Annotated in this window: 25 protein-coding genes; 15 read left to right on the top strand and 10 right to left on the bottom strand. The window is 72.3% G+C overall.

Annotation, left to right across the window (positions count from 1 at the left end; genetic code table 11):
- Window positions 1-26 precede the first annotated feature (26 nt).
- A complete protein-coding gene (locus ABZ659_RS26770; protein WP_360224700.1) occupies window positions 27-935 on the bottom strand; it encodes an aminoglycoside phosphotransferase family protein in 909 nt (302 codons plus the stop codon).
- Between the two features lie 523 nt (window positions 936-1,458).
- On the opposite strand from ABZ659_RS26770, the gene ABZ659_RS26765 reads away from it, so the two are divergent.
- The 3 genes from ABZ659_RS26765 to ABZ659_RS26755 all read left to right on the top strand — a co-directional run bounded on the left by ABZ659_RS26765 (window position 1,459) and on the right by ABZ659_RS26755 (window position 3,096).
- The gene (locus tag ABZ659_RS26765) at window positions 1,459-1,878 is read left to right on the top strand and encodes a helix-turn-helix transcriptional regulator (protein WP_360224698.1); all 420 of its coding nucleotides are present in this window, start codon (window positions 1,459-1,461) and stop codon (window positions 1,876-1,878) included.
- 147 nt (window positions 1,879-2,025) lie between these two features.
- Window positions 2,026-2,610, top strand: a complete 585-nt coding sequence (locus ABZ659_RS26760) for a hypothetical protein (protein ID WP_360224696.1) — start codon at window positions 2,026-2,028, stop codon at window positions 2,608-2,610.
- 150 nt (window positions 2,611-2,760) lie between these two features.
- Window positions 2,761-3,096 carry a DUF2516 family protein gene (locus ABZ659_RS26755; protein ID WP_360224750.1) on the top strand — a complete coding sequence of 112 codons (336 nt, stop codon included), beginning with the start codon at window positions 2,761-2,763 and terminating at the stop codon, window positions 3,094-3,096.
- Window positions 3,097-3,148: 52 nt separating this feature from the next.
- Here the strand turns inward: ABZ659_RS26755 and ABZ659_RS26750 are convergent, their stop codons facing one another.
- The 3 genes from ABZ659_RS26750 to ABZ659_RS26740 all read right to left on the bottom strand — a co-directional run bounded on the left by ABZ659_RS26750 (window position 3,149) and on the right by ABZ659_RS26740 (window position 7,048).
- Window positions 3,149-4,531, bottom strand: coding sequence for a fused response regulator/phosphatase (locus ABZ659_RS26750; protein WP_360224694.1), 1,383 nt, complete (start codon window positions 4,529-4,531; stop codon window positions 3,149-3,151).
- A 259-nt stretch (window positions 4,532-4,790) separates the two neighbouring features.
- Window positions 4,791-5,924: an NlpC/P60 family protein gene (locus ABZ659_RS26745; RefSeq protein WP_360224692.1), complete on the bottom strand. Its 1,134-nt coding sequence runs from the start codon at window positions 5,922-5,924 to the stop codon at window positions 4,791-4,793.
- 305 nt (window positions 5,925-6,229) lie between these two features.
- Window positions 6,230-7,048 (bottom strand): class I SAM-dependent methyltransferase, encoded by an 819-nt coding sequence (locus ABZ659_RS26740; RefSeq protein WP_360224690.1) that lies wholly within the window; start codon window positions 7,046-7,048, stop codon window positions 6,230-6,232.
- 238 nt (window positions 7,049-7,286) lie between these two features.
- On the opposite strand from ABZ659_RS26740, the gene mshA reads away from it, so the two are divergent.
- Both mshA and ABZ659_RS26730 read left to right on the top strand, forming a co-directional pair.
- A complete protein-coding gene (mshA, locus tag ABZ659_RS26735; protein WP_360224688.1) occupies window positions 7,287-8,627 on the top strand; it encodes a D-inositol-3-phosphate glycosyltransferase in 1,341 nt (446 codons plus the stop codon).
- On the top strand, window positions 8,620-9,123 hold the full coding sequence (locus ABZ659_RS26730) for a YbjN domain-containing protein (protein ID WP_360224686.1): 504 nt from the start codon (window positions 8,620-8,622) through the stop codon (window positions 9,121-9,123). Before mshA ends, ABZ659_RS26730 begins: the two co-directional genes overlap by 8 nt.
- A gap of 16 nt (window positions 9,124-9,139) precedes the next feature.
- Here the strand turns inward: ABZ659_RS26730 and ABZ659_RS26725 are convergent, their stop codons facing one another.
- Window positions 9,140-9,949: an AraC family transcriptional regulator gene (locus ABZ659_RS26725; RefSeq protein ID WP_360224684.1), complete on the bottom strand. Its 810-nt coding sequence runs from the start codon at window positions 9,947-9,949 to the stop codon at window positions 9,140-9,142.
- Between ABZ659_RS26725 and ABZ659_RS26720 the strand changes: the two genes are divergently transcribed.
- Window positions 9,948-10,415: a DUF2000 domain-containing protein gene (locus ABZ659_RS26720; protein ID WP_360224682.1), complete on the top strand. Its 468-nt coding sequence runs from the start codon at window positions 9,948-9,950 to the stop codon at window positions 10,413-10,415. The genes ABZ659_RS26725 and ABZ659_RS26720 overlap by 2 nt on opposite strands.
- 7 nt (window positions 10,416-10,422) lie before the next feature.
- Here the strand turns inward: ABZ659_RS26720 and ABZ659_RS26715 are convergent, their stop codons facing one another.
- Window positions 10,423-11,682, bottom strand: a complete 1,260-nt coding sequence (locus tag ABZ659_RS26715; protein ID WP_360224680.1) for an MFS transporter — start codon at window positions 11,680-11,682, stop codon at window positions 10,423-10,425.
- A gap of 187 nt (window positions 11,683-11,869) precedes the next feature.
- Here ABZ659_RS26715 and ABZ659_RS26710 point away from each other — a divergent pair, with 187 nt between their 5' ends.
- The gene (locus ABZ659_RS26710; RefSeq protein WP_360224678.1) at window positions 11,870-12,631 is read left to right on the top strand and encodes a phosphoglyceromutase; all 762 of its coding nucleotides are present in this window, start codon (window positions 11,870-11,872) and stop codon (window positions 12,629-12,631) included.
- 386 nt (window positions 12,632-13,017) lie between these two features.
- Here ABZ659_RS26710 and ABZ659_RS26705 read toward each other — a convergent pair whose 3' ends face one another.
- The 3 genes from ABZ659_RS26705 to phoU form a co-directional block, all read right to left on the bottom strand.
- Complete coding sequence (locus ABZ659_RS26705; protein WP_360224676.1) at window positions 13,018-13,266, bottom strand: SCO4226 family nickel-binding protein; 249 nt, start codon at window positions 13,264-13,266, stop codon at window positions 13,018-13,020.
- A gap of 67 nt (window positions 13,267-13,333) precedes the next feature.
- Window positions 13,334-13,501: a hypothetical protein gene (locus tag ABZ659_RS26700; protein ID WP_360224674.1), complete on the bottom strand. Its 168-nt coding sequence runs from the start codon at window positions 13,499-13,501 to the stop codon at window positions 13,334-13,336.
- Window positions 13,502-13,734: 233 nt separating this feature from the next.
- Window positions 13,735-14,436 carry a phosphate signaling complex protein PhoU gene (gene phoU / locus ABZ659_RS26695; RefSeq protein ID WP_360224672.1) on the bottom strand — a complete coding sequence of 234 codons (702 nt, stop codon included), beginning with the start codon at window positions 14,434-14,436 and terminating at the stop codon, window positions 13,735-13,737.
- Between the two features lie 385 nt (window positions 14,437-14,821).
- On the opposite strand from phoU, the gene ABZ659_RS26690 reads away from it, so the two are divergent.
- Both ABZ659_RS26690 and ABZ659_RS26685 read left to right on the top strand, forming a co-directional pair.
- Window positions 14,822-16,105 carry an ATP-binding protein gene (locus ABZ659_RS26690; protein ID WP_360224670.1) on the top strand — a complete coding sequence of 428 codons (1,284 nt, stop codon included), beginning with the start codon at window positions 14,822-14,824 and terminating at the stop codon, window positions 16,103-16,105.
- Entirely contained in the window at window positions 16,102-16,782 is a 681-nt protein-coding gene (locus tag ABZ659_RS26685; RefSeq protein WP_004929857.1) for a response regulator transcription factor, read from the top strand. The genes ABZ659_RS26690 and ABZ659_RS26685 overlap by 4 nt, the downstream gene beginning before the upstream one ends.
- A gap of 74 nt (window positions 16,783-16,856) precedes the next feature.
- On the opposite strand, the gene ABZ659_RS26680 is transcribed toward ABZ659_RS26685, so the two are convergent.
- Window positions 16,857-17,543 (bottom strand): DUF461 domain-containing protein, encoded by a 687-nt coding sequence (locus ABZ659_RS26680; RefSeq protein ID WP_360224668.1) that lies wholly within the window; start codon window positions 17,541-17,543, stop codon window positions 16,857-16,859.
- Between the two features lie 698 nt (window positions 17,544-18,241).
- Between ABZ659_RS26680 and ABZ659_RS26675 the strand changes: the two genes are divergently transcribed.
- From ABZ659_RS26675 to ABZ659_RS26650, 6 genes are all read left to right on the top strand, one after another.
- The gene (locus ABZ659_RS26675; RefSeq protein WP_003953493.1) at window positions 18,242-18,724 is read left to right on the top strand and encodes a CarD family transcriptional regulator; all 483 of its coding nucleotides are present in this window, start codon (window positions 18,242-18,244) and stop codon (window positions 18,722-18,724) included.
- A gap of 348 nt (window positions 18,725-19,072) precedes the next feature.
- Window positions 19,073-19,876, top strand: coding sequence for a 2-C-methyl-D-erythritol 4-phosphate cytidylyltransferase (ispD, locus tag ABZ659_RS26670; RefSeq protein ID WP_360224666.1), 804 nt, complete (start codon window positions 19,073-19,075; stop codon window positions 19,874-19,876).
- On the top strand, window positions 19,866-20,363 hold the full coding sequence (ispF, locus tag ABZ659_RS26665; protein WP_360224664.1) for a 2-C-methyl-D-erythritol 2,4-cyclodiphosphate synthase: 498 nt from the start codon (window positions 19,866-19,868) through the stop codon (window positions 20,361-20,363). Before ispD ends, ispF begins: the two co-directional genes overlap by 11 nt.
- A gap of 301 nt (window positions 20,364-20,664) precedes the next feature.
- Window positions 20,665-22,062: a cysteine--tRNA ligase gene (gene cysS, locus ABZ659_RS26660; protein ID WP_360224662.1), complete on the top strand. Its 1,398-nt coding sequence runs from the start codon at window positions 20,665-20,667 to the stop codon at window positions 22,060-22,062.
- Window positions 22,063-22,161: 99 nt separating this feature from the next.
- Entirely contained in the window at window positions 22,162-23,100 is a 939-nt protein-coding gene (gene rlmB, locus ABZ659_RS26655) for a 23S rRNA (guanosine(2251)-2'-O)-methyltransferase RlmB (RefSeq protein WP_360224660.1), read from the top strand.
- Window positions 23,101-23,217: 117 nt separating this feature from the next.
- Complete coding sequence (locus tag ABZ659_RS26650; RefSeq protein WP_360224658.1) at window positions 23,218-24,927, top strand: DoxX family membrane protein; 1,710 nt, start codon at window positions 23,218-23,220, stop codon at window positions 24,925-24,927.
- Window positions 24,928-24,962 lie beyond the last annotated feature (35 nt).

The raw sequence follows: 24,962 nt of genomic DNA, 5'->3' as shown, positions 1-24,962 counted from the left end.
CGGGAAGACGAGGCCGGAGAGCCCACTCAGGGCGTGGCCGCGTCCGTGAGGATCGTCTGGAGGCGGGCCTGGCATTCGGCGACGAAGGCGGGGAAGGTGCGCCAGTAGTACGAGATCCCGCTGACGCCCACCGCGATGGCCCAGGCGCGGGCGCGTGCCCAGGTCAGGCCGTCGAGGCCGAGGGTGTCCCAGTAGGCGCGCCGGGCTCCCGGCGGGAAGTCCCAGACGGTGGCGTGTTCGGCGTCGGGGAAGCCGACCGAGAGCCCGCCGAAGTCGATCACCGCGTGCAGCTTGCCCTCCCGGACCAGGAGGTTGGTCGGCTTGAGGTCGCCGTGGAGCCACACGTGAGGTCCGGTGGGCTCGGGCAGTTCGAGCGCGGCTCGCCACAACCGTTCCAGGGCGTCGACGTCCAGCTCGGAACCCACCGTGGTCCGGCAGTCGTCGAAACACCCGCTGATCCACTGGTCGCATGGCCTCAGGCCGCCCCCGCGGTACCAGGCGAGGCCGTCCGCGCGGGTCGCCCCCATGAGGTCGGCGCGGTGGAGTTCCCTCACGACCGCTGCCAGGTCGGCGCCGAAGGCGGCCCAGTCCCGGACGGTGTCAGGACCGGCTTCGGCGCCGTCGATCCAGCGGTAGACGGACCAGACGACGGGGAAGGCGTCGGTCGGCGTCCCGGCGTGGACGGGTTCGGGAATGGGACAGGGGAGGTGGGCCGCCAGGCGAGGAAGCCATTCCTGTTCCTTCCGCACGGACTGCCCGTTGTCGGCGGTTCGCGGGAGTCGCACGAGCAGGTCGTCGCCCAGCCGGTACATGGTGTTGTCCGTACCCGCGCCCGCGGGCGCCAGCGGCAGCGCGGCCCACTCCGGGCGCTGTGCCGTCAGCAGCGACCGCACCAGCGTCTCGTCGACCGGGATCTCGTTCTCGTGAAGCGTCACACCGGGAGTCTCGTCGCCGGGTGGGCCGGCGACCACTGACTTCACGGCTCGCGGGTAGTCGGCGTGGGGCGGGGCAACGGTCCGGCTCCGGACCCGTCCCGTCCCGCCCCGCCCCGCTCAACGTGAGGCAACTCATGGCGAGGCGTGGGGCCTGTGGCCGAGGAGACAGTCCGCCTGGCTCCCGGGACGAGCTGCCGGTCAGTGCTGACCGCCAGCCGCGCGCCGCTTGGGCTGCGTGTTGGTGGCCTCGTCCGTGCAACCGGCGGCGACGGTGTCGCGGATGCCGGTGCCTCCTTCCACGACCGGTTCACCGGCTGCGCCCGTCGTCCGGAGCCGCGGCTGCGGCGGGGCGCGGTGCTTGCGCCCGGTGCCGTCCCGCAGGAATGAGCCCGTTGAAGACTCGCCGCATCTACTGGGAACGGACAGCAAGTTCCGTGCTCAGGCTCATCACGCCCGCACCCCCTGGGTAACTTTTGCAAGCGGGCGCTTGCAAAAGTTAGCAGGGGTGGGGCAAGCTGGACGTATGGCATCGCTCAACGTCGGCAATCTCGGTGAGTACCTGCGTGAGCAGCGGCGTAACGCGCAGCTGTCGCTCAGGCAGCTCGCCGACGCCGCCGGGGTGTCCAATCCGTACCTCAGTCAGATCGAGCGTGGGCTGCGCAAGCCGAGCGCGGAGGTGTTGCAGCAGGTCGCCAAGGCGCTGCGGATCTCCGCGGAGACGCTGTACGTACGGGCGGGCATCCTCGACGCCGAGCGGGACCGGGACGAGGTGGAGACGCGTGCCGTCATCCTCGCCGACCCCACGCTGAACGAGCGGCAGAAGCAGGTGCTGCTCCAGATCTACGAGTCCTTCCGCAAGGAGAACGGGTTCGAGGTCGCCGTCGGTGACGGCGGCGGTGATATCGGCGGCGATGCCGGGCCGCGGGAGCCCACGACCGGTTGATCCGGGAGGGAGCGACGACCGATGGGCATCGGGCGGGCGGCTACCGCGGCAGACCAGCAAACCCTCAGTACGGGGCGCGCCGGGGTTCGTGACAATGGTGCGAATCCGCAGTGAACCGTACGAAACCGATCCAGGAGGATCTTCACCATGGCCATGGCCGACGATCTGCGTAAGACCCTGAGTGACCCGAAGCCCCTCTACTTCGCCGCCGGTACCGCCGACCTCGCTCTCCAGCAGGCCAGGAAGGTCCCGGTCCTGGTGGAGCAGCTGCGCACCGAGGCCCCGGCCCGGTTCGAGGCCGTCCGCAACACCGACCCGAAGGCGGTGCAGGAGAAGGCCAGCCACCGCGTCAAGGAGACGCAGGAGACCCTGCAGGCCAGGGTCGGGGAGTTCTTCGGCTCCCTGGACACCGACCTCAAGAAGCTCGGCGAGAACGCCCAGGACCTCGCGCTGCGCGGGGTCGGCATGGCCGCCGAGTACGCCGTGAAGGCCCGGGAGACCTACGAAAAGGTCGCCGAGCACGGTGAGCAGACCGTGCGGCAGTGGCGCGGCGAGGCCGCCGAGGAGATCGAGGAGCTGGCCGTGGCCGTCGAGCCCGACGCCAGGCCCGTGGAGCCGAAGGTCCAGCCCGTCGAGGTGAAGGCCGACGCTCCCGCCAAGAAGGCCGCGACCAGGAAGGCCCCGGCCGCCCGCAAGACCACCGCCAAGAAGACGACACCACCCGCCAAGTGATAGCGGAGGCTCCGGCGTCACCCGGACAGGTGAACAGTCACGGGTCGGGCACTAGTGGGGTGTCCGGCCCGTTGTTCGGGTAGCAGGCCGGGATGGGCGGGTACGGTGACCGCGTAGGACGACTCGAGTCGGGTGGTGGACGTTGTGCTGATGCAGGGTTTCGCAGGGTTTATGTCGCTGTTGAGCCTGGCTCTGACTGTTTTCAGCGGTTTCGCGCTGATCGACGCCGCCACGCGCCGTGAGGACGCCTATCGCGCGGCCGACAAGAAGACCAAGCCGTTCTGGCTGATCATCCTCGGTGTCGCCTTCGTGGTGACCCTGCTCTTCCCGCTTCTGTCGCTGCTGCCGATCATCGGTCTCGTCGCGACGATCGTCTACATGGTCGACGTCCGCCCGGCCATCCGCAGCCTTCCCGGCGGTGGCCGCAACAGCAGACGAGGCTCCAGCAGCGACGGCCCCTACGGGCCCTGGAACGGCGGTCGCTGAGCCCTCCTCGGGTCGGGTTCGCACGCACGGCGGGCCGCGGAGGCCCCCTGGATCACCAGGCGCCCGGGCCGTCCGGACCGTCGGGCCTCAGACCCCGGTCCAGCAGCAGCACCGCCACGTCATCGGTCAGTTCGCCGCCGTTGAGTTCCCGGACCTCGCTCACCGCGGCCCGCAGCAGTTGCTCTCCGCGCAGGCCCTGGGACAGCTGGCGGCGGATCATCTCGACCATGCCGTCCTGCCCGAGCCGTTCGCCGTCCTCGCCGACGCGGCCCTCGATCAGACCGTCCGTGTAGAGCATCAGGCTCCACTCGGCGCCCAGCTCCACCTCCATACGCGGCCAGCGGGCACCCGGCAGCAGGCCGAGGGCGGGGCCGTTGTTGTCGTAGGGGAGCAGCTGGGGCCGTCGGCCGGGGCGGGCGATCAGCGGGGACGGGTGACCGGCGAGGTACAGGCCCGCGCGGCGGCCGTCGGGGGCGATGTCCACCGTGCACAGCGTCGCGAAGATCTCCTCGTCGGCGCGTTCGTGCTCCAGGACCTGCTGGAGGGTGCTCAGCAACTGGTCCCCGCAGAGCCCGGCCAGGGTCAGCGCCCGCCAGGCGATCCGTAGCTCCACGCCGAGCGCCGCCTCGTCGGGGCCGTGGCCGCAGACGTCGCCGATCATGGCGTGCACGGTGCCGTCGGGGGTGCGGACGGTGTCGTAGAAGTCGCCGCCGAGCAGCGCCCGGGAGCGGCCGGGGCGGTAGCGGGCGGCGAAGCGCAGCGAGGAGCCGTCCAGGAGGGGCGTGGGGAGCAGACCGCGTTCCAGGCGGGCGTTCTCCTGGGCGCGCAGCTTGCCCTCGGCCAGCCGCCGCTCCGCCGTGTCGGAACGTTTCCGCTCCACCGCGTACCGGATTGCCCGGCTCAGCAGCCGTCCGTCCAGCTCATCGCGGAAGAGGTAGTCCTGGGCGCCCACGCGTACGGCCTCCGCGCCGCGCTCGGCGTCGCCGGAGGCGGTCAGGGCGAGCACGGCGTGCCGGGGGGCCAGCTCCAGTACGTGCTTGAGCGGGGCCAGCTCGTCCTCGTCGCCGTCACCGGCGCGGCCCGGCGTGGGCAGCGCGAGGTCCAGCAGGATGCAGTGGACGTCGTCGGTGAGCAGCCGCTCGGCCTCGGTGAGGTTGCGGGCGGTGCGGACCCGGATCGGCTTGCCGGAGGAGTCCAGCAGCTCGGGCACGATCGTCGAGCCGCCCGGGTCGTCCTCGATGAGCAGCAGGGTGAGCGTGGTGCTTGTGGGAGTCGTGTGGTTTCCGACCGTGTGGGTGGCGACCGTGTCTTCCTTGCGCGGGGCCTCGGTGTCGGCCTTGGCGCCGGTGGGGCCGCCGACTGCGGGCGCGGGCTGCGACGCCTGACCACTCTCCACGGCCGGGATCGCTCTCTGCCGCGGTACGGGTACGGGCATTGGCTTGGGTTCCTTCCCTCCCCCCGAGGGCGTGGCAGGGCGAGGGAGATCGACCTACCGACGGGGACCATAGCGGGTGTCGGCGCCGCAGCGGAATGGTGTGAGGCACGTCGCCCGGCAGGAAGCCACTGTCATATGCCGCGTTCCCTACCGCAGTTGGACAGGGTGCCGCGTGGCCTGGGATGACGAAGGTCACGTCGGGGTAGGCGGGGGGAGGTTGTCCGCCGTGGAGTGGGTCACGTGACCCGGTCCACAGACCTCACTCCGTCGTCGGCCGGGACTCCGTCGTCGGCCGGGACTCCGTCGTAGGCCGGACCACCCCGAGTATCGGCATCGACCCGGCCCCCGCCACCGTCACCGCCCGCCCCGGGCGCGGGGCGTGCACGATGGCGCCGTCGCCGACGTAGAGGCCGACGTGGCTGGCGTCGTCGAAGTAGATGACGAGGTCGCCGGGGCGCATGTCCTCGACGGCGACGCGCCTGAGCTGCTTCCACTGTTGCTGGGAGGTGCGCGGGATCGGCGCGCCCGCGGTCGCCCACGCCTGTGAGGTCAGTCCGGAGCAGTCGTACGACGTCGGCCCCTCGGCGCCCCACTCGTACGGTTTGCCGATCTGGGCCGTGGCGTACTCGACGGCTTTCTTGCCCTGGCCGGTCGCCTCGGTGTCGAGGGTGTCCAGGATGCCGGAGCTGAGCCAGGCGTTCTGCGCCTTGCGGGCGGCCTCCTGCTCCAGCCGGGCCAGGCGCTCCTTCTCCTCCTGCTCCAGCTCGGACTCCAGCTTCTCCGCCGCCGCGATCCGCTTCTTGATCTTCTTCTTGGCGGTGGCCTTCGCCTTGCGGTTGGACTCCAGTTTCCTCCACTGGGTGGAGGCGTCCGCCGCGTACTGCTCCAAGTCCTGCTGGGTGCGGGTCAGTTCGCTCAGGACGTGCTTGGTGGCGCGCTCGCCCTGCAGGATGCGGCCCGAGCCGTTGAGGAACTGCTGCGGGTCGTCGCTCAGCATCAGCTGGGCCTCGGGCGGCAGCCCGCCGGTACGGTACTGGGCGCGGGCCGCGGCGCCCGCGCGGTCCTTCAGCTCGTCCAGTCTCTTCTCGCCCTGGACGATCCGCTTGGCCAGCTTCACGATCTCCGCGGACTGCTGCTCGGCCATCTCCTCCGCGGCGTTGTAGGCGTCGGTGGCGACGGCGGCCTCGTGGTAGAGGGTGTCGAGCCGCTGGCGGACCTGCTCAAGGTCCCTGCTCGGCGGCGGAGTCGGAGCGGTCGGGACGGTGGGGGCGGCCGAGCCGCTCGCGGTGGGGGCCGGGTCCGCGAACGCCGTACCGGGTGCCGCCGCGAGTACGGTGACCGCGCAGACCACGGTCACGGCTGCCGTGAGCAGGCCACGCTTGCCCGTTCCCATCCCACTGCCCCCCAACTGGTTAACCGTCAGTAACTTACGGACGTCTGGGGGATCGTGCCATGCCACGCCGCAAAACGACAGAGGTGGTGACTCCCTCCCCTCACTCCCTCCGGTCTACGACGATCCCCGCACCCCTGTGACCAACACCTCACCCTTTGCGACGAACGACGGCCGGAGATCGTTCCCGAAGGGCCGGACCAAGACCGGGACCAAGACCGGGACCAAGGCCGGGATCAAGGCCGGGATCAAGGCCAGGACCGGGACCAGGACCGGGACCAGGACCAGGGCCGAGACCCGGGGCCAGGTCAGGACTTCGGCGCCAACGCCGCCCACCGCACGGTCACTTCCCCCTGCCGCCACCGCCCCGGCCCGTCCACGACCGGCCAGTCGGCGCCCAGGTCCCGTACCGCCCGCAGCCAGCGCTGGCGGGCGCCGTAGGAGGCGTAGGGCGCGGCGGCGGCCCAGGCGCGGTCGAAGTCCCGGAGGAACGCGTGCACCGGTTCGCCCGGCACATTGCGGTGGATGAGCGCCTTCGGCAGCCGCTCGGCGAGGTCGGAGGGCCGCTCCAGCGAGCCCAGCCGGGTCGCGAAGGTGACGGTGCGCGGCCCTTCGGGCCCCAGCGCGACCCACACGTGCCGTCGGCCGATCTCGTCGCAGGTCCCCTCGACCAGCAGCCCGCCCCGCGCCCCCGTCGACGGGTCGCCCGGCGCGAGCCGCGCGCACAGCCGCTGCCAGACGGCGGCGACCTCGGCCTCGTCGTACTGGCGGAGCACGTTGGCCGCGCGGATCAGCAGCGGCCTGCCGGGTACGGGGATCTCGAAGCCGCCGTGCCGGAAGGCGAGGCCGTCCCGCTCGTACGGCAGGGCCGCCGCGACCCGGGCCGGGTCGATCTCGACGCCGACCACGCGCGCGTGGGGCGCGGTCGTGCGCAGCCGGGTGAGCAGTTCGACGGCGGTCCAGGGGGCGGCGCCGTAGCCGAGGTCGACGGCCACCGGGTCGGCGGCGCGGCGCAGCTCGGCCCCGTGTACGGCGGCGATCCAGCGGTCCATGCGGCGCAGCCGGTTCGGGTTGGTGGTCCCGCGCGTCACCGTGCCGAGGGGGCGGGTCGTGGCGCGGGCTGTCATACGTCGAGGGTATGCGGGCGCACGGCACGGGAACCCGCGGCGGTCGCGGCGCGGACGCCGCCGCGGTGTGCGCGCGGCCCGGAGACGCACCTCACACTCGAACGGTTGAGCGAAGAACGGTAATGCTTCGGCAAAGGAGCGATCACCGGAAATGGAACGAACCCCTCCGGTGTTGCCTCCTTCGGAGGGCCCCCGGGCCCCTCCCGGCAGTCATGCCCACGGCGAGGAGGACCGGCACGTGAGCCAATACGTCAGCAGGCTCGGTCGCCGTTCCCCGGCGACCTCCCCGCGGCTCCGGCTCGGGCACCGCCGCCCACGCCGGGTGGCGATGCTCTCCGTGCACACCTCCCCGCTCCACCAGCCCGGCACCGGCGACGCGGGCGGCATGAACGTCTACATCGTCGAACTCGCCCAGCGCCTCGCCGCCCTCAACATCGAGGTGGAGATCTTCACCCGGGCCACCACGGGCGCCCTCCCGCCCACCGTGGAGATCGGCCCCGGCGTCCTCGTCCGGCACGTCGACGCGGGCCCCTACGAGGGCCTCGCCAAGGAGGAACTGCCCGCGCAGCTCTGCGCCTTCACCCACGGCGTGATGCAGGCGTGGGCGGGCCACCGCCCCGGCCACTACGACCTGGTCCACTCCCACTACTGGCTCTCCGGCCACGTCGGCTGGCTCGCCGCCCAGCGCTGGGGCGTGCCCCTGGTACACGCCATGCACACCATGGCCAAGGTCAAGAACGCCAACCTGGCCGACGGCGACACCCCCGAGCCCGCCGCCCGCGTCATCGGCGAGACCCAGATCGTCAACGCCGCCGACCGGCTCATCGCGAACACCGCCGAGGAAGCCGCCGAGCTGGTACGGCACTACGCGGCCGACCCGGCCAAGGTCGCCGTGGTCCACCCCGGCGTCAACCTCGACCGCTTCCGCCCCGCGGACGGCCGCGCCGCCGCCCGTGCCCGCCTCGGCCTGCCCCAGGAGGCCCTGATCCCGCTCTTCGCGGGCCGCATCCAGCCCCTGAAGGCCCCGGACGTGCTGCTGCGCGCGATCGCCGTCCTCCTCGACCAGCGCCCCGAACTGCGCTCCCGGCTCGTCGTACCCGTCGTCGGCGGCCCCAGCGGCAGCGGCCTCGCCAAGCCCGAGGGGCTCCAGAAGCTCGCCGCGCGGCTCGGCATCGCGGACGTCGTACGGTTCCGGCCGCCGGTCGGCCAGGAGCAGCTCGCGGACTGGTTCCGCGCGGCCTCCGTCCTCGTGATGCCGTCCTACAGCGAGTCCTTCGGCCTGGTCGCCATAGAGGCGCAGGCGGCGGGCACCCCGGTCCTCGCGGCGGCGGTCGGCGGCCTCCCGGTCGCCGTACGCGACGGGGAGACCGGCTTCCTCGTCCAGGGGCACGACCCAGCGGCGTACGCGCGCGTGCTGCGCGACTTCGCCGAGGCGCCGGAGCTGACGCACCGGATGGGCGAGGCCGCCGCCCGGCACGCCCGCCGCTTCGGCTGGGACACCGCGGCGGCGGCCACGGCGGACGTCTACACGGCCGCCCTGCACACCCACCGGCGTCGCGTACGCTCGCACCATGGGTGAACCGCACGGCGCGGCGGCACGGACCGTCGAGGACGTCCTCAAGGACGCCGAACTGGAGTGGGAGAGCCCGGAGCCCGGCCACTACGTGGTCAAGCTCCCCGGCACCCGCAAGCTGTCCACGACCGTCTCCCTGATCGTCGGCCGCCACTCCCTGTCCCTGAACGCCTTCGTCATCCGCCACCCCGACGAGAACGAACCCGGCGTCCACCGCTGGCTCCTGGAACGCAACCTCAAGCTCTACGGCGTCAGTTACGCCGTCGACCCGCTCGGCGACGTCTACGTCACCGGCAAGCTCCCGCTGGCCGCCGTCACCGCCGACGAGATCGACCGTCTCCTCGGCCAGGTCCTGGAGGCCGCCGACGGCAGCTTCAACACCCTCCTGGAACTGGGCTTCGCCACCGCCATCCGCAAGGAGTACGCGTGGCGCGTCTCCCGGGGCGAACCGACCCGCAACCTGGACGCGTTCGCGCACCTGACGCGGCGCCCGGAGAAGTAACCGTCCGTCCTCCTCCTCAGGGAGGAGCCGCGGCCGACAGCCGGTAACGCCCCGGAGTCACCCCCACCAGCCTCCGGAAGTGCCGCGTGAGGTGCGACTGGTCGTAGAACCCGGCGCTGACCGCGACCTCCCCCGGCGACCGCCCGTCCAGCAGCAGCCGCCGGGCGCGCTCGACGCGGCGGGACATCAGGTACTGGTGCGGCGCGATGCCGTAAGCGGCGCTGAACGCCCGTACGAGATGGGCGGGGTGGGCCTGGAGGAGCGCGGCGGCGTCCTCCAGCGCCACGCCCTCGACGACGCGCTCGTCGAGCAGTTCGCGCAGCCGCCGGGCGAGGACGGGATCCCGCGCGGGTGGTCGCCCGGCCGCCCGGGGCCGCAGATGGGCCCGCAGCCGCTCCCCGACCAGCGTCAGCCTGCTGGCCGCCTCCAGTTCGTCACCGGCCCGCGTGAGCACGCCGTGCAACTGCCCGACCCGGCGCCGCAGCAGCGGATCCCGCAGGTCGGGCGCGTCGACCGCCGGACCGATCAGCTCCTCCCCGAGCCGCGAGGCGTCCAGGTACAGCACGCGCTTGCGGAAGCCGTCCGCGGTGGCGGCGGAGCCGTTGTGCGGGACGTGCGGGGGCAGCAGGGTCACGCTGTCGTGCGGGGTGCCGTGCTCGTGCCGGTCGAGGTCGTACCGTACGGCGCCAGCGTCGACGATCAGCAGCGTCCAGGCGTCATGGACGTGCATCGGGTAGGCGTACTCGGTGAAGCGGGCGTGGAAGACCTCCACGACGCCGGGGATCCCGGGGCGCCAGGCGGACGCGGACTCCTGGGCGGCGGCCATGCAAAGAACGTACAAGACGGGGCGCGGCGGCGGTCGGCAGTCTCACCCCATGAGCACCCGCTTCGACACCAAGATCGCCATCCTGCTCCGCGACGACCTGGAGCCCTGGCAGCGCCTGAACGTCACCGCCTTCCTGGTCAGCGGCCTCGGCACAGCCGTGCCCGAGGTGGTCGGGGAGCCGTACGAGGACGCCGACGCCGTGCCGTACCTGCCGATGTTCCGGCAGCCGGTGCTGGTCTTCGAGGCCACGAAGGAGACGCTGACGACGGCCCACGCGCGCGTGCTGGCCCGCGCCCTGCCCCGCGCGGTCTTCACCTCCGACCTGTTCGCCACCGGCCACGACGCCGCCAACCGGGCCGCGGTACGGGCCGTACCGACCGTCGACCTGGACCTGGTGGGCCTCGCCGTGTACGGCCCGCGCAACGCGGTGGACAAGGCGGTCAGGGGCGCGCGGATGCACCCGTGAGCGGCGGTCAGGCGGCGCTGGAGGCGGTCCGCTCGGCGGCGACGGGCTCGACCGCCACCGCCGTCTCCGCCGGCAGCCGCCGCATCAACGTCGCGTACCCGACCCCGGCGACGGTCCCGATGACCGCGGACAGCCCCCACAGCCACTCGGCGCCGTACCGGTCGATGACGAAACCGGACATCAGCGGCGCGACCAGCGCGGCGACGGACCAGGACATCGTGTACATGCCCTGGTAGCGGCCCCGCCCGTGCACGGGGGAGAGCCGTACGACGAGACCGGTCTGCGTCGGCGCGTTCACGATCTCGGCGAGGGTCCACACGCACACCGTGAGCGCGATCACGCCGACCGAACCGGCGAACGCGGTGAGCCCGAACCCGTACCCGGCGAGCAGCGACGACACCACGAGCAGCCGCCGCGGGTCCCGGTGTTCGATGACCCGGGTGACGGGGATCTGGAGCGCGACGATCAGCACCCCGTTGACGGCGATCACCATGCCGTAGTCGGCGGGCGAGAACCCGGCCTGCCCCATGGCCACGGGCAGCGCCACCGCCCCCTGCTGGAAGATCAGCGCGACGAGGAAGGAGAGCCCCACGACCCCCATGAACCGCCCGTCCCGCAGCACGGTCCCGAGCCCGACGGGCGACGCGTCTGCGGCGGCCTTCGCGGCCTGCTCCGGCCGCGACTCGGGCAGCTTGAGGAAGACGACCACGGCGCACGCGAGGGTCATGGCGGCCTCGATCAGGAACCCGGCGAGGTAACTGCTCTCCGCGATGAACCCGGCGGCCATGGCGGAGACGGCGAAGCCGAGGTTGATCGCCCAGTAGTTGAGCGAGAAGGCCCGCACCCGGTCCTCGGGCCGCACGATGTCGGCCATCATCGCCTGCACGGCGGGCCGCGAGGCGCTGGACGCGGCACCGACGAGGAACGCGACGCCCGCGATCGAGACCGGGTCCCGCACGAACCCGAGCGCCGCCACGGACACCGCGGTCGAGGTCTGTGCGACCAGCAGCGTCGGCCGCCGCCCGAGCCGGTCGGTCAGCACCCCGGCCCCCAGCGACGCCACCACCCCGCCCAGCCCGTGCAACGCCGCGACGAGACCGGCGTACGAGGCGGAGTAGCCGCGGTCGAGGGTCAGGTACAGCGCCATGAACGTCGCCACGAACGCGCCGAGCCGGTTGATCAGGGTGCTCGTCCACAGCCACCAGAACGCGCGGGGAAGCCCCGAGACGGTCTCTGACAGGGCACGTCTGAGGGCGGCAGGCGGCATTGAGGGGTCCCCCACAGGTGTCAGTAAGTAAGCGGCTCGGCTCGCAGGCACACCTTACGTCGGTGCCTCGGCGCCCAGCCACCGATTAACGCCCCCGACGGGCCGACGCCCCCCACACCCCGTACCGCCCTCCGCTACCGCTCTCCGAACGCGCGATCGATCACCCGGTTCGATTACGCTCGGGCCCATGGCCGACGCACCGTACAAGCTGATCCTCCTCCGCCACGGCGAGAGCGAATGGAACGCGAAGAACCTGTTCACCGGCTGGGTGGACGTCAACCTCAACGAGAAGGGCGAGAAGGAGGCAGTCCGCGGCGGTGAGCTGCTCAAGGACGCCGGCCTGCTGCCCGACGTGGTCCACACCTCCCTCCAGAAGCGCGCCATCCGCACCGCGCAGCTCGCCCTGGAGGCCGCCGACCGCCACTGGATCCCCGTCCACCGCAGCTGGCGCCTGAACGAGCGCCACTACGGCGCCCTCCAGGGCAAGGACAAGGCCCAGACCCTCGCCGAGTTCGGCGAGGAGCAGTTCATGCTGTGGCGCCGCTCCTACGACACCCCGCCGCCGCCCCTCGACAACGACGCCGAGTACTCCCAGTTCTCCGACCCGCGCTACGCGACCCTCCCGCCGGAGCTGCGCCCCCGCACGGAGTGCCTGAAGGACGTCGTCGTCCGGATGCTCCCCTACTGGTTCGACGCCATCGTCCCCGACCTCCTCACCGGCCGCGTGGTCCTCGTCGCCGCCCACGGCAACAGCCTCCGCGCCCTGGTCAAGCACCTCGACGGCATCTCGGACGCCGACATCGCGGGCCTGAACATCCCGACCGGCATCCCGCTCTCCTACGACCTGGACGCCGACTTCAAGCCCCTCAACCCGGGCGGCACCTACCTCGACCCGGACGCGGCGGCGGCGGCGATCGAGGCGGTCAAGAACCAGGGCAAGAAGAAGTAGAGTCTGTGATCATGCCTCCCACCTGCGCGTACGGCGCGGGCGGGAGGCGTTTTCACGCGCTGGGACCACTCTGGGCCCTCAGCCCTCCGGGTCCTGCGGTCGGAGGGCCCGACCAAGAACGTTCCGGGCACGGTCCTGCCGACGAGGAGTGCCTCTGGAGCCGGTGTGCGGCCGCTGGAGCGTTCACCCGCGGGGCACGTCGGCGGCCGAAGGGTCCGGGGGAATGGACGACATGCGCCGCGCGTCGAGCAGGTCGAGGGCGTCGGGAATTGGCTGACCCCGCTGTGGTTCCTCCAGCGGGATCCGCGGGAGAGCTGGTCGGACCTTGCGGTGAGCCCCGGCGCGGTGGGCGGCGACGGCCGCTGCCGCCCGGGGCGACGCGGGCGTCAGATCGACAGCGGCACCGGATGTACCTCGTCCGTCAGGTGCCCCGCGCGTTCGTGGGCGCGCCGGACCGCGTCCGCCGACGGGGCCGCGGAGAGGCAGTAGACCGTGCCCGACTCCGGGTCGGCCCAGGCGCGTTCGAAGTGGACGCCTTCCTCCCTCTCGACGGCCAGGTCCTGCTTGTGGGCCTCGCGCAGCTGCTCGGCGGTGATGCCCTTCATACCGTGGTGGACGTCCATGAACTGGGGCATGACGTCATGCCTCCCTCCGTCCTGGTACGGATCTCACCTTCCATGCTGCGCCCGGTCGTCGCGCCTGTCAGCCGCACTGGCAGGGGCCGCCCGACTGGCAGCCGCAGCCGCAGCCCGAACCGCAGCCGCAGGCGGCGACGAGGGGTAGGGCCCGCACCTCCACCGGCTGCTCGGTCGGCTGCTGCTGGGTCGGGTCGGGGGTCGGGGCGGACTGGGTGGCGGGGGAGTCGGGCATGGTCGGTCCCTCCTGGAGGACGCTGCCGGTACCTGCACCTGGCCCGTACGGCGCCGGTGCCTTGCCCATTCCATGCCCGTTCCCCTGGGCGCATCAACGGCGCACGGTGGCGAACCCGCGCCCCGGCGCCGACCCGGCGCCGCCCCGGCGCCGACCCGGCGCCCACCCGACGCCGACCCGACGCCGACCCGGCGCCCACCCGACGCCGCCCCTCGTTCCCGAGGACTCCCCGCTCAGCCCTCCTCCACCCCCGGCATGGCCTGGATCTCCGGCTGCGTCTCCGACTGCAACTCGTCCGCGTGCTCGCCCGTCACCAGGAAGACGACCCGCTTGGCGACCGACACCGCGTGGTCGGCGAAGCGCTCGTAGTAGCGGCCCAGCAGGGTCACGTCGACGGCCGTCTCGATGCCGTGCTTCCAGCGCTCGTCGATCAGGTGCTGGAACAGGGTGCGGTGCAGCAGGTCCATCGCGTCGTCGTCCTGCTCCAGCTGGAGCGCCAGGTCGACGTCCTTGGTGACGATGACCTCGGCCGCCTTCGCCATCAGCCGCTGGGCGAGCTGGCCCATCTCCAGGATGGTCGCGTGCAGGTCGTGCGGGACGGCCCGTTCCGGGAACCGCAGCCGCGCCAGCTTGGCGACGTGCTGCGCCAGGTCGCCGGAGCGCTCCAGGTCCGCGGACATCCGCAGCGAGGTCACGACTATCCGCAGGTCCGTCGCCACCGGCTGCTGCCGCGCCAGCAGCGCGATCGCCCGGGCCTCCAGCTCGTGCTGGAGTTCGTCGACCCGCTTGTCGGCCTCGATCACGCTCTCGGCCAGCTTCAGGTCGGAGTCGAGGATGGCCGTGGTGGCGCGCCCGATCGCCGACCCGACCAGCCGGGCCATTTCGACCAGGCCGTCGCCGATCGAGTCCAGTTCCTCGTGGTACGCGTCCCGCATCAGGGTTCCTCTCGTGGTCGTGCGTCTCTTTCGGGTGGTTTCGGACCCCTTCCGGCACTCCTCCAAGCCCCGGACAGGAGGCCCGGCAGAGATCCCGGAAGGGTCCCGGAAGGGTTCCGAGGAGTTCCGGAAGGGGTCCGAAGGGTGATCCGGCCGGACCCGGAGTTCCGGGACCGACCCGGCCCCAGACCTACCCATGAGCCGCAAAGCCCATGGTGAAACCGGCGCCGCTGCCCCCACGCTCCCACGTTCCGACCCGAACGCGTCCGTTTCCGCCCTCCCAAATGAACCACCCCTGGCTCCAAGGTGAACTCTGGGCGACGAGTGTTCGAGCTGGTGCTCGGATGCCTGTGGGCACCGCGCACGACATGCCTAACCTGGAGACATGGACGTGAACGCGGCGGTCGCCGCAGCGGCAGCGATCGCCGGGGTGCTCACCGGCGTGATCGCCATGCTGGCGTTCCGCTGGAGCGAACGCGACCTCAAGCGCCCCACCCGGACCTCCCTGCACACCGACCCGGTGCTCCCGCCGGGCGTGGACACCGTGCTGTCGGTGCTGCGTTCCTCCGCCGTCGTCCTCGACGAGGCGGACGCCGTCGTCAAGGCCAGCTCGGCGGCGTACGCCCTCGGGCTGGTCCGCGGCGGCAGGCTGGCCGTCGAACCGATGCTCCAGATGGCCCGCGACACCCGGCGCGACGGCGAGATACGGCAGGTCGAACTGGACCTGCCCCGGCGCGGCACCGGCCGCGGCGAGGCCCTCGCCGTCTCCGCCCGCGTCGCCCCGCTCGGCTCCCGCCTGGTCCTGCTGCTCGTCGAGGACCTCACCGAGGCCCGCCGCATAGAGGCGGTCCGCCGCGACTTCGTCGCCAACGTCAGCCACGAACTGAAGACCCCGGTCGGCGCGCTCTCCCTGCTCTCCGAGGCGGTCATGGACGCCTCCGACGACCCCGAGGCGGTGGAACGGTTCGCCGGGCGGATGCAGATAGAGGCCACCCGGCTCACCAACCTGGTGCAGGAGCTGATCGACCTCTCCCGCGTGCAGAACGACGACCCGCTGGACGACGCCGAACCGGTCCGGGTCGACGAACTCGTCGTCGAGGCCATCGACCGCTGCCGCCACACCGCCTCCAACAAGCAGATCACCATGGCCACCGGAGGCACCGCCGACCTGCACGTCTGGGGCCACCGCGGCCAGCTCGCCGCCGCGCTCGGCAACCTCGTGGAGAACGCCGTCAACTACTCACCCGCCCACACCCGCGTCGGCATCGCCGCCCGCCGGGTCGCCGCGGCCGGTGGTGACATGATCGAGGTCGCCGTCACCGACCAGGGCATCGGCATCTCCGACAAGGACAAGGAGCGCATCTTCGAGCGCTTCTACCGCGTCGACCCCGCCCGCTCCCGCGCCACCGGTGGTACGGGGCTCGGGCTGGCGATCGTCAAGCACGTGGCCGCCTCGCACGGCGGGGAGGTCACGGTGTGGAGCTCCGAGGGACAGGGCTCCACGTTCACCCTGCGGCTGCCGGAGGCGGGCGCCGCCCGCGACCGGGCCCACCAGCACCCCGCCGTCGACGACGAGGACGACGACGCCGGGCAGTCCGCGGGCTCCCGATCACCGTCCCCTGACTCAACAACTTACGCAACACTTCCCGCTCCGGAGGTCCATCCGTGACCCGTGTGCTCGTCGTCGAGGACGAGGAGTCCTTCTCCGACGCCCTGTCGTACATGCTCCGCAAGGAGGGCTTCGAGGTCGCGGTCGCGACCACCGGGCCCGACGGACTCGACGAGTTCGAGCGCAACGGCGCCGACCTCGTCCTCCTCGACCTGATGCTGCCCGGCCTCCCGGGCACCGAGGTGTGCCGTCAGCTTCGCGGCCGCTCCAACGTTCCCGTGATCATGGTGACCGCCAAGGACAGTGAGATCGACAAGGTCGTCGGGCTGGAGATAGGAGCCGACGACTACGTCACCAAGCCGTTCTCCTCGCGGGAACTGGTCGCCCGCATCCGCGCCGTGCTGCGCCGCCGCGGCGAGCCGGAGGAGGTGACCCCGGCCGCCCTGGAGGCCGGTCCGGTCCGCATGGACGTCGACCGGCACGTGGTCACCGTCGGCGGCACCAAGGTCGACCTGCCGCTGAAGGAGTTCGACCTGCTGGAGATGCTGCTGCGCAACGCGGGCCGCGTCCTGACCCGGATGCAGCTCATCGACCGCGTCTGGGGCGCCGACTACGTCGGTGACACCAAGACCCTCGACGTCCACGTCAAGCGCCTGCGCGCCAAGATCGAGCCCGACCCCGGCGCCCCGCGCTACCTGGTCACGGTCCGCGGCCTCGGCTACAAGTTCGAGCCGTAAACCCCGGACACACGAAGGGCGGGACCTCCGGTGAGGTCCCGCCCTTCGTCGTGCGTCTACCCGTCCTACGGTGCTCAGTGGCCGCTGGCCTCTTCGCTGGCCTCGCCGCCCTCGGCGGGGGCGCTCGACTCCGGCGAGGTGGCCTCCTCGCCGGACTCCGACCCCGACTCCGACGCGGACTCGGACGCGGACTCGGACGCGGTGGCCTCCGGCGACTCCGCGGACTCCTCGGCCTCCGGCGCCGCGGCGGTCGCGCTCGGGCCCCACTTCTCGTAGTAGCCCTCGGACGGCACGATGAAGGCGTCCAGCGCCACCTCGCCGGTCTTGCTGAACGTGAAGGTGACCTTGTGTGCGTCGCCGTCGGTGAGGCTGGCGCCGTCGGAGAGGACCGCCGAGGCGTTGCCCTCACCGCCGATGACGACCGAGCCGCCGGCCGGGACGGTCAGCTGGCCCTTGCCCTGCGCGGGCGTCAGCTCCACCGAGCCGCTGGCGCCGTCCAGAGTGATCGAGTCCAGGGTCTGGGCACCGGAGCCGCTGTTGAAGACGGTGGCCGAGATGACGGCGGGACCGGTCGCCTCCGCCTCCGGCTGGGTGATGACGACGGCGTTCTGGATCTTGATGTCCCCGACGCTCGTGGCCGCGTTGTCCGGCTTGATCCCCAGGATCTGGGAGCTGTTGCCGGCGCCGCATGCGGCGAGCGAGGCGATCGAGAACGCGATGGCGGAGGCGGCGAGGGCGCCGCGTCGAAGGCTGCTGCTCACGGCGGCGGCAACTCCTTGAACGCAGGGGCGGCTGTCCTTGTTAAGCCACCCTAAGGATCTGTCAGCGGCCCCAGGTTACCGATCCGTCCCCCGGCCGCCGCACCCGACCCTCCCTACGGGGTGTCCCGGTCCGCGCGTCGTCGGTGACGGTGCCGGCCCGCGCGGTCGACGGTGCGCGTGGTGACCGCGGAACCGACTTCCGCCCCGTCACCCGTCGGCCATTCCTATAAGCGGCGCGTAAGACGTGCGTAAGCCACGCGTAACCCCCGTGGGTCAATCCGCGGCGAAATCCCGGTGCGGAATGCGGGTGACCGCGGGCTGGAATTGATCACCGGAGAAGCGCCGGGCTAAGCCGTTCTAAGCGGTGTGGCGGATCAACGAAGACCCTGTGATCAATTTCCGGAATCGCCTTGGACCCGACTCCCGGAGCCGAACGGAGTAGCGGAAGTCGATCGTTTGGAAGCGGACATATGTGGACGTTCGGCCACTTGGCGGGGGTGTCGGAGGTGTGTGACGCATACGTTTCCGGTGCCCCGGAGAGCCGCTCCGACCTGCGAATACCGTGTTCCGGTGAGGCCGCGAAGCACGTTCCTGTCGCTGTTGTCAAGCCCTGAGATATGCCCTGACCTGCGAAAACGCCATTCAGAAGACGCCGTATCCGTGTTACCCTGGATAGCCACGGAAGGGGTACCTGTCACATGACGTTCAAGGTTGGCGACACCGTGGTCTATCCCCATCACGGGGCCGCGCTGATCGAGGCTATCGAAACTCGCCAGATCAAAGGCGTGGACAAGACCTACTTGGTGCTGAAGGTCGCCCAGGGTGACCTGACGGTACGTGTGCCAGCGGACAATGCGGAGTTCGTCGGCGTACGTGATGTGGTCGGTCAGGACGGGCTGGACCGGGTCTTCGAGGTGCTGCGCGCGCCGTACGCCGAGGAGCCCACGAACTGGTCGCGTCGGTACAAGGCAAATCTGGAGAAGCTCGCCTCCGGCGATGTCATCAAGGTCGCGGAAGTCGTGCGTGACCTGTGGCGTCGCGAGCGTGAGCGTGGACTCTCCGCCGGTGAGAAGCGGATGCTCGCCAAGGCCCGGCAGATCCTGGTCAGCGAACTCGCGCTCGCGGAGAACACCAACGAGGACAAGGCCGAGGCCCTGCTCGACGAGGTTCTCGCATCCTGACGCGTGGCAGGTAGCCCGCGCACACCGAACCAGCACACCGAGCTGATGGTTCCCGCGCGCGCCGCACGTTCTGCGCATCGAAATGCCGCGGTGCCCGATGACGACGACAGGTCAACTGTCTCCGTCGCCGGGCGCTGCGGCATGTCTGTCTCCGGACCGTCTGTCTCCCGGTCCGCCCACCCCGGTACTCCCGGTACTTTGGTGTGCCGGACTCGGGCAGTCGGCTTGACCAGTGTCACGGAAGGGTCCGGTCAAGGCGTCGCGCCCGGCACTCCCCGCGCTCCAGGAGCACGGGGTACGCCCAGGCCATACCCACGCCAGGCCAGCACACAAACCTGACAGGAACCGATGTCTGACGATTCGCTCTCTTCGCCTCCGGGAACCGGTCCGCAGGCCCCCGCAGACGGTCGTCCGCACCCCCTCGGCGCCGAGGCCCGCACCGCCGCGGTGATCCCGGCCGCGGGGCGGGGAGTGCGGCTGGGTCCGGGCGCCCCGAAGGCGCTCCGCGCGCTGAACGGCACCCCGATGCTGGTGCACGCCGTGCGGGCCATGGCCGCCTCCCGTGCCGTGTCCCTCGTCGTGGTCGTCGCCCCGCCGGACGGCTCCGCTGAGGTCAAGTCCCTGCTCGACGCGCACGCGCTGCCCGAGCGGACGGACGTCCTCGTCGTCCCCGGCGGACAGTCCCGGCAGGAGTCCGTGAGGCTCGGCCTGGACGCGCTGCCGCCCGGCTACGACATCGTGCTGGTCCACGACGCGGCCCGGCCGCTGGTGCCGGTGGACACCGTGGACCTGGTGATTGAGACGGTGCGGGGCGGGGCGCCCGCGGTGGTGCCCGCGGTGCCGCTCGCCGACACCGTGAAGGAGGTCGAGCCCGCCGAGGTGCCCGGGACGGCCGAGCCCGTCGTCGCCACTCCGGTGCGGGCGCGGCTGCGGGCGGTGCAGACGCCGCAGGGCTTCGACCGGGAGACGCTGGTGCGGGCGCACGAGAGCGTGACGGGCGAGGTCACCGACGACGCCGGGATGGTCGAGCAGGTGGGGCTGCCGGTGGTGGTCGTACCCGGGCACGAGGAGGCGTTCAAGGTGACGCGGCCGTTGGACCTGGTGCTGGCGGAGGCGGTTCTGGCGCGGAGGAGGCTGAACGATGGGTTCTGAGCCGGTGGTGGTGCTGCCGCGGGTCGGGATCGGCACGGACATCCACGCCTTCGAGGCGGGGCGTGAGCTGTGGTGCGCCGGGCTGAGGTGGGAGGGCGAGGGGGACGGGCTCGCCGGGCACTCCGACGCGGACGTCGTCGCCCACGCCGCGTGCAACGCGCTGTTCTCCGCGGCGGGGCTTGGGGACCTCGGCCAGCACTTCGGCACCGGGCGGCCCGAGTGGGCCGGGGCGTCCGGGGTGGTCCTGCTGACCGAGGCGGCTCGGATCGTGCGGGCGGCGGGGTTCCGGATCGGGAACGTCGCGGTGCAGGTGGTCGGCGCGCGGCCGAAGATCGGCAAGCGGCGGGGGGAGGCGGAGAAGGTGTTGTCCGAGGCGGTGGGGGCGGCGGTGTCCGTGTCCGGGGCCACGACGGACGGACTGGGCTTCCCCGGGCGGGGGGAGGGGCTGATGGCCGTGGCTACGGCGTTGGTGGTGCGGGTGCCCTAACGGCAGGCGGGGCGGCGTTGACGGGTGCCCGGCGCGGCTGCCGGCGCCGGGGACGGGTGCCCGGCGCGGGGGACAGGTGCGCGGCGCGGCTGCCGGCGCGGGGGCGGGTGCGCGGCCCGGCGGGACGGGGTGCCTCCCCCAGGCTCTTCGAGCACGGGGTACCCCCAGCGCCCGCCCTCCCCCGAGCTCTCGGCTTCACGCGATCAGGGGGGACCCCATCGCCCCGGCGGCACGACCGCCCGCCGCCAAGCGGCTGCGTTATTGGGCTCAAGGCGCTTCTCCGGGCCACTACCCTGGAGGGGTGACTATTCGGCTGTACGACACCAGCGCCCGGCAGATTCGTGACTTCGACCCGTTGACGCCGGGCTGTGTCTCGATCTACCTGTGTGGTGCCACCGTGCAGGCCGCGCCGCACATCGGGCACATCCGCTCGGGGCTGAACTTCGACATCCTGCGGCGGTGGTTCGAGTACCGCGGCTATGACGTGACGTTCGTGCGGAACGTGACCGACATCGACGACAAGATCATCACCAAGTCCGCGGACCAGGGCCGCCCCTGGTGGGCCATCGGCTACGAGAACGAGCGGGCGTTCAACGACGGCTACGCCGCGCTCGGCTGCCTCCCGCCCACCTACGAGCCCCGGGCCACCGGGCACGTCACCGAGATGGTCGAGATGATGCGCGGGCTCATCGAGCGCGGGCACGCCTACGAGGCCGACGGCAACGTCTACTTCGACGTGCGGTCGTTCCCGGAGTACCTGGAGCTGTCCAACCAGGAGCTGGACAACCTCAAGCAGCCCTCCTCCGCCGGGGAGACCGGCAAGCGGGACCCGCGCGACTTCGCCATGTGGAAGGCGGCGAAGCCGGGCGAGCCCAGCTGGGAGACGCCGTGGGGGCGGGGCCGCCCGGGGTGGCACCTGGAGTGCTCCGCGATGGCCCACAAGTACCTGGGCCGGGCGTTCGACATCCACGGCGGCGGGCTGGACCTCATCTTCCCGCACCACGAGAACGAGATCGCCCAGGCCAAGGCGTACGGCGACGAGTTCGCCCGCTACTGGCTGCACAACGCCTGGGTCACCCTGAGCGGCGAGAAGATGTCCAAGTCGCTCGGCAACTCGGTGCTCGTCGCCGAGATGGTCAGGAAGTGGCGGCCGATCGTGCTCCGCTACTACCTCGGCACCCCGCACTACCGCTCGATGATCGAGTACAGCGAGGAGGCGCTGCGCGAGGCCGACTCCGCGTTCTCCCGGATCGAGGGGTTCGTGCAGCGCGTCGTCGAGCTGGCCGGTGCCGTCGAGCCCGCCGCCGAGGTGCCGTCCGCCTTCGCCGAGGCGATGGACGACGACCTGGGCGTCCCGCAGGCGCTCGCCGTCGTGCACACCACCGTCCGGCAGGGCAACTCCGCCCTCGCCGCCGACGACAAGGAGACCGCGGTCGCCCGGCTGGCCGAGGTCCGTGCCATGCTCGGCGTCCTCGGCCTCGACCCCCTCGACCCCCGGTGGGCCGGGGAGAGCGACCGGGGCGAGGACCTGCGCGGGGTGGTCGACAGCCTCGTCCACCTCGTCCTGGAGCAGCGTGAGGCGGCCCGGGGGCGCAGGGACTGGGCCACGGCGGACGCCATCCGCGACCAGCTCAAGCAGGCCGGGCTGGTCATCGAGGACGGTCCGCAGGGGCCCCGCTGGAGCCTCGGCGAGCGCTGAGCGCGGTGATCGATTGTGCCGCCCGGGCCTCCGGGCGGCACACTGCACAGAAGACGTACGCAGTTCCCCACTCCACTTCTCCCCACAGACAGGTAGGTCATGGCCGCGAACAACCGCCGCATGTCCGGCAAGAAGGGCGCGCAGGTCGGCAGTGGCGGCCAGCGGCGCCGGGGCCTGGAGGGCAAGGGCCCCACGCCACCCGCCGAGATGCGCAAGGGGCACGTCAAGCAGCGGGTCGCCGCCGCGAAGGCCCGCCGGGCGCAGGGACGCACGCCGCAGCGCCGTACCGGCAGGTCGGCGTCCGAGTACGTCGTCGGCCGCAACCCGGTCGTCGAGGCGCTGCGCGGCGGGGTGCCCGCGAGCACGCTGTACGTGCAGCAGTTCATCGACAACGACGAGCGGGTGCGTGAGGCGCTCCAGCTCGTCGCCGAGCGCGGCGGCATCAACCTGATGGAGGCGCCGCGCCCCGAGCTGGACCGGATGACGAACGGCCTCAACCACCAGGGCCTGGTGCTCCAGGTCCCGCCGTACGAGTACGCGCACCCGGAGGACCTCACCGCCGCCGCGGCCGACGCGGGCGAGGACCCGCTGATCGTCGCCCTCGACGGGGTGACCGACCCGCGCAACCTCGGCGCCGTCGTACGGTCCGTCTCCGCCTTCGGCGGCCACGGCGTCGTCGTACCCGAGCGGCGCGCGGCCGGGATGACCGCCGGTGCCTGGAAGACGTCCGCCGGTACGGCCGCCCGGACGCCCGTCGCCCGCGCCACCAACCTGACGCGCGCGCTGGAGGCGTACAAGAAGGCCGGGATCGTCGTCGTCGGGCTCGCGGCGGACGGGGAGGCCGAGGTGCAGGACCTGGCGGCGCTGGACGGGCCGGTCGTCATCGTCGTCGGCAGTGAGGGCAAGGGGCTGTCCCGGCTGGTCGGGGAGACCTGCGACGTGCGGGTGCGGATCCCGATGCCGGGCGGCGCCGAGTCGCTCAACGCCGGTGTGGCGGCGGGGATCGTGCTGTACGAGGCGGCCCGGCGCCGCGCCTGAACGCGCGTGCGGCGGGTCAACCGTACGGGGTAATCCGGGCGTTGAGGACGAGCTTGACGGGGTCCGGACACATCCCCCAGGTCAAAGCAGTGTCCTAAACACACGTCACTCGGTTAGATGAGTGTGGACACCAGAACACCCCGCACGCCCACGGGGGACCCGTCGGGATTCGACGACGCTCCCGCGCTGAGCATGGTGAAGGTGCCGAGCGATCCGGCGCAGGTCATCGTCAATCATGCGAGCTTCCGTGTACAGCTGGGCGCGTCGTCACGGCCGCCCCAGCTGCCGCGGATCGCCCGGCACGCGAGCGCCACCGAGGGCACCGCCCGGATGCCCGCCGTCGGCGCGAGCACAGGCGCGCGGCGCCGCCCCGTCGTCTGGAGCGGGCGCTCCCTCCCCGACGACAGCGGCGCGCACCGGCTGCTCCAGGCCGTGCGCGGTGCGGGCGTCCGCCCCGCCGACGAGTCCGACGCCGGGGCCGCCGCCACCCAGGTCATCCCCCGCGTCGACCCCCAGGACGGCTACGACGCCGGGTACGGCTACGGCGACGGTCTGGACGACGGCCTCGTCCAGACCGTCGAGGCGCCCGTCGTCGGTGCCCAGCGCGGACCCGGCGACGCCACCCGGCTGCTGCCGCACATGCGCACCGTCGCCAGCGCCGACGACGAGGCGGCCCAGGAGCGGGCGGCGTACGCGCCGCGCCCCCACGCCGACGACGGCCCCGGCACCGCAGACGACCCGCCCGAGGGCCCCGCCCCGCGCAGGCACGGCGACGACCCCGCCCGGCATGCCTACTACCCCGGCCGCCGGATGAACCTCGGCGTCGTGCTGCTCCCGCTGCGCGTCTTCCTCGGGTTCATCTCCATCTACGCCGGGATGGGCAAGCTCTGCGACCCCGTCTACTTCGACGGCGGCAAGCGCGGCTCGATGGTGAAGTGGCTCAACACCCTGCACCCCTGGGAAGTCGCCGAGCCGCTGCGGCAGTTCGCCCTCGAACACCCCGTCGGCTCCGGGCTCGTCATCGCCTTCTTCCAGGTCATCGTGGGGGTGCTGACCGTCCTGGGCTGCTGGCAGCGGGTCGCCGCCGTGCTGGGCGCGCTGCTCTCCGCCGCGCTGCTCGTCACCGTCAGCTGGAAGAGCGTCCCCGCCTACGACACCCCCGACATCATCTACCTCGCCGCCTGGTCGCCGCTGATCATCGCCGGGGCGCCCGTCTACTCCGTGGACGGGCGGCTGGCGAGCGGCGCCTGGCGGCGGCTCGGACCGCGCGCCGACATCTGGGAGCTGCGGCTGTACGTGCTGCGGCGCGGCGCCCTCGTCACCGCCATCGCCACCGGGCTGACGCTGCTCATCGGCTCGCTGCTCGGCAGCGCGGTCCGTGACGCCGACCGGGTCGTCGTCCCCGGGCCCGGCGAGGCCCCGCGCAACGAACTGCCGGGCTCGCCGCTGCCCCAGGACCCGGAGGGGCGCCGTACGTCTCCGTCGGCGTCGGCCTCCTCGCCCACCCAGGGTGCCACGCAGGGCGCCTCCTCGGCGCCGCCCACCGCGGGCGCCGCGGCCTCGCCGGGCGCTACCCGGGACACCGGCGCGGTCACCGGCGGCGCGCCCAGCCAGACGCAGGGCACGGCGGGGCAGGCGCCACCGCGGCAGACCTCGCCGGGGCAGCAGGCGCCGAGCACCAGCGCCGGGCCGACCTCCGGCGGTGCGGCGACGAGCGGGGGCGACCCGACGGGCGGTACGGGGGCCGGCACCGGGTCGGGCGGTGGCGCGGGCGGCGGTGACGCGACGTCCGGCCAGCCGGGCCTGGTGGGCGGCCTGCTGGGCTGACCCCGGCTCCCTGACTACCCGGCTACCGCGGCACG

Source organism: Streptomyces sp. NPDC006997 (assembly GCF_040635175.1).
In the GTDB taxonomy this organism is placed as follows: Bacteria; Actinomycetota; Actinomycetes; order Streptomycetales; family Streptomycetaceae; genus Streptomyces.
Note: the sequence above shows the minus strand (reverse complement) of the source record. Positions and strands in the feature narration are given on the sequence as shown.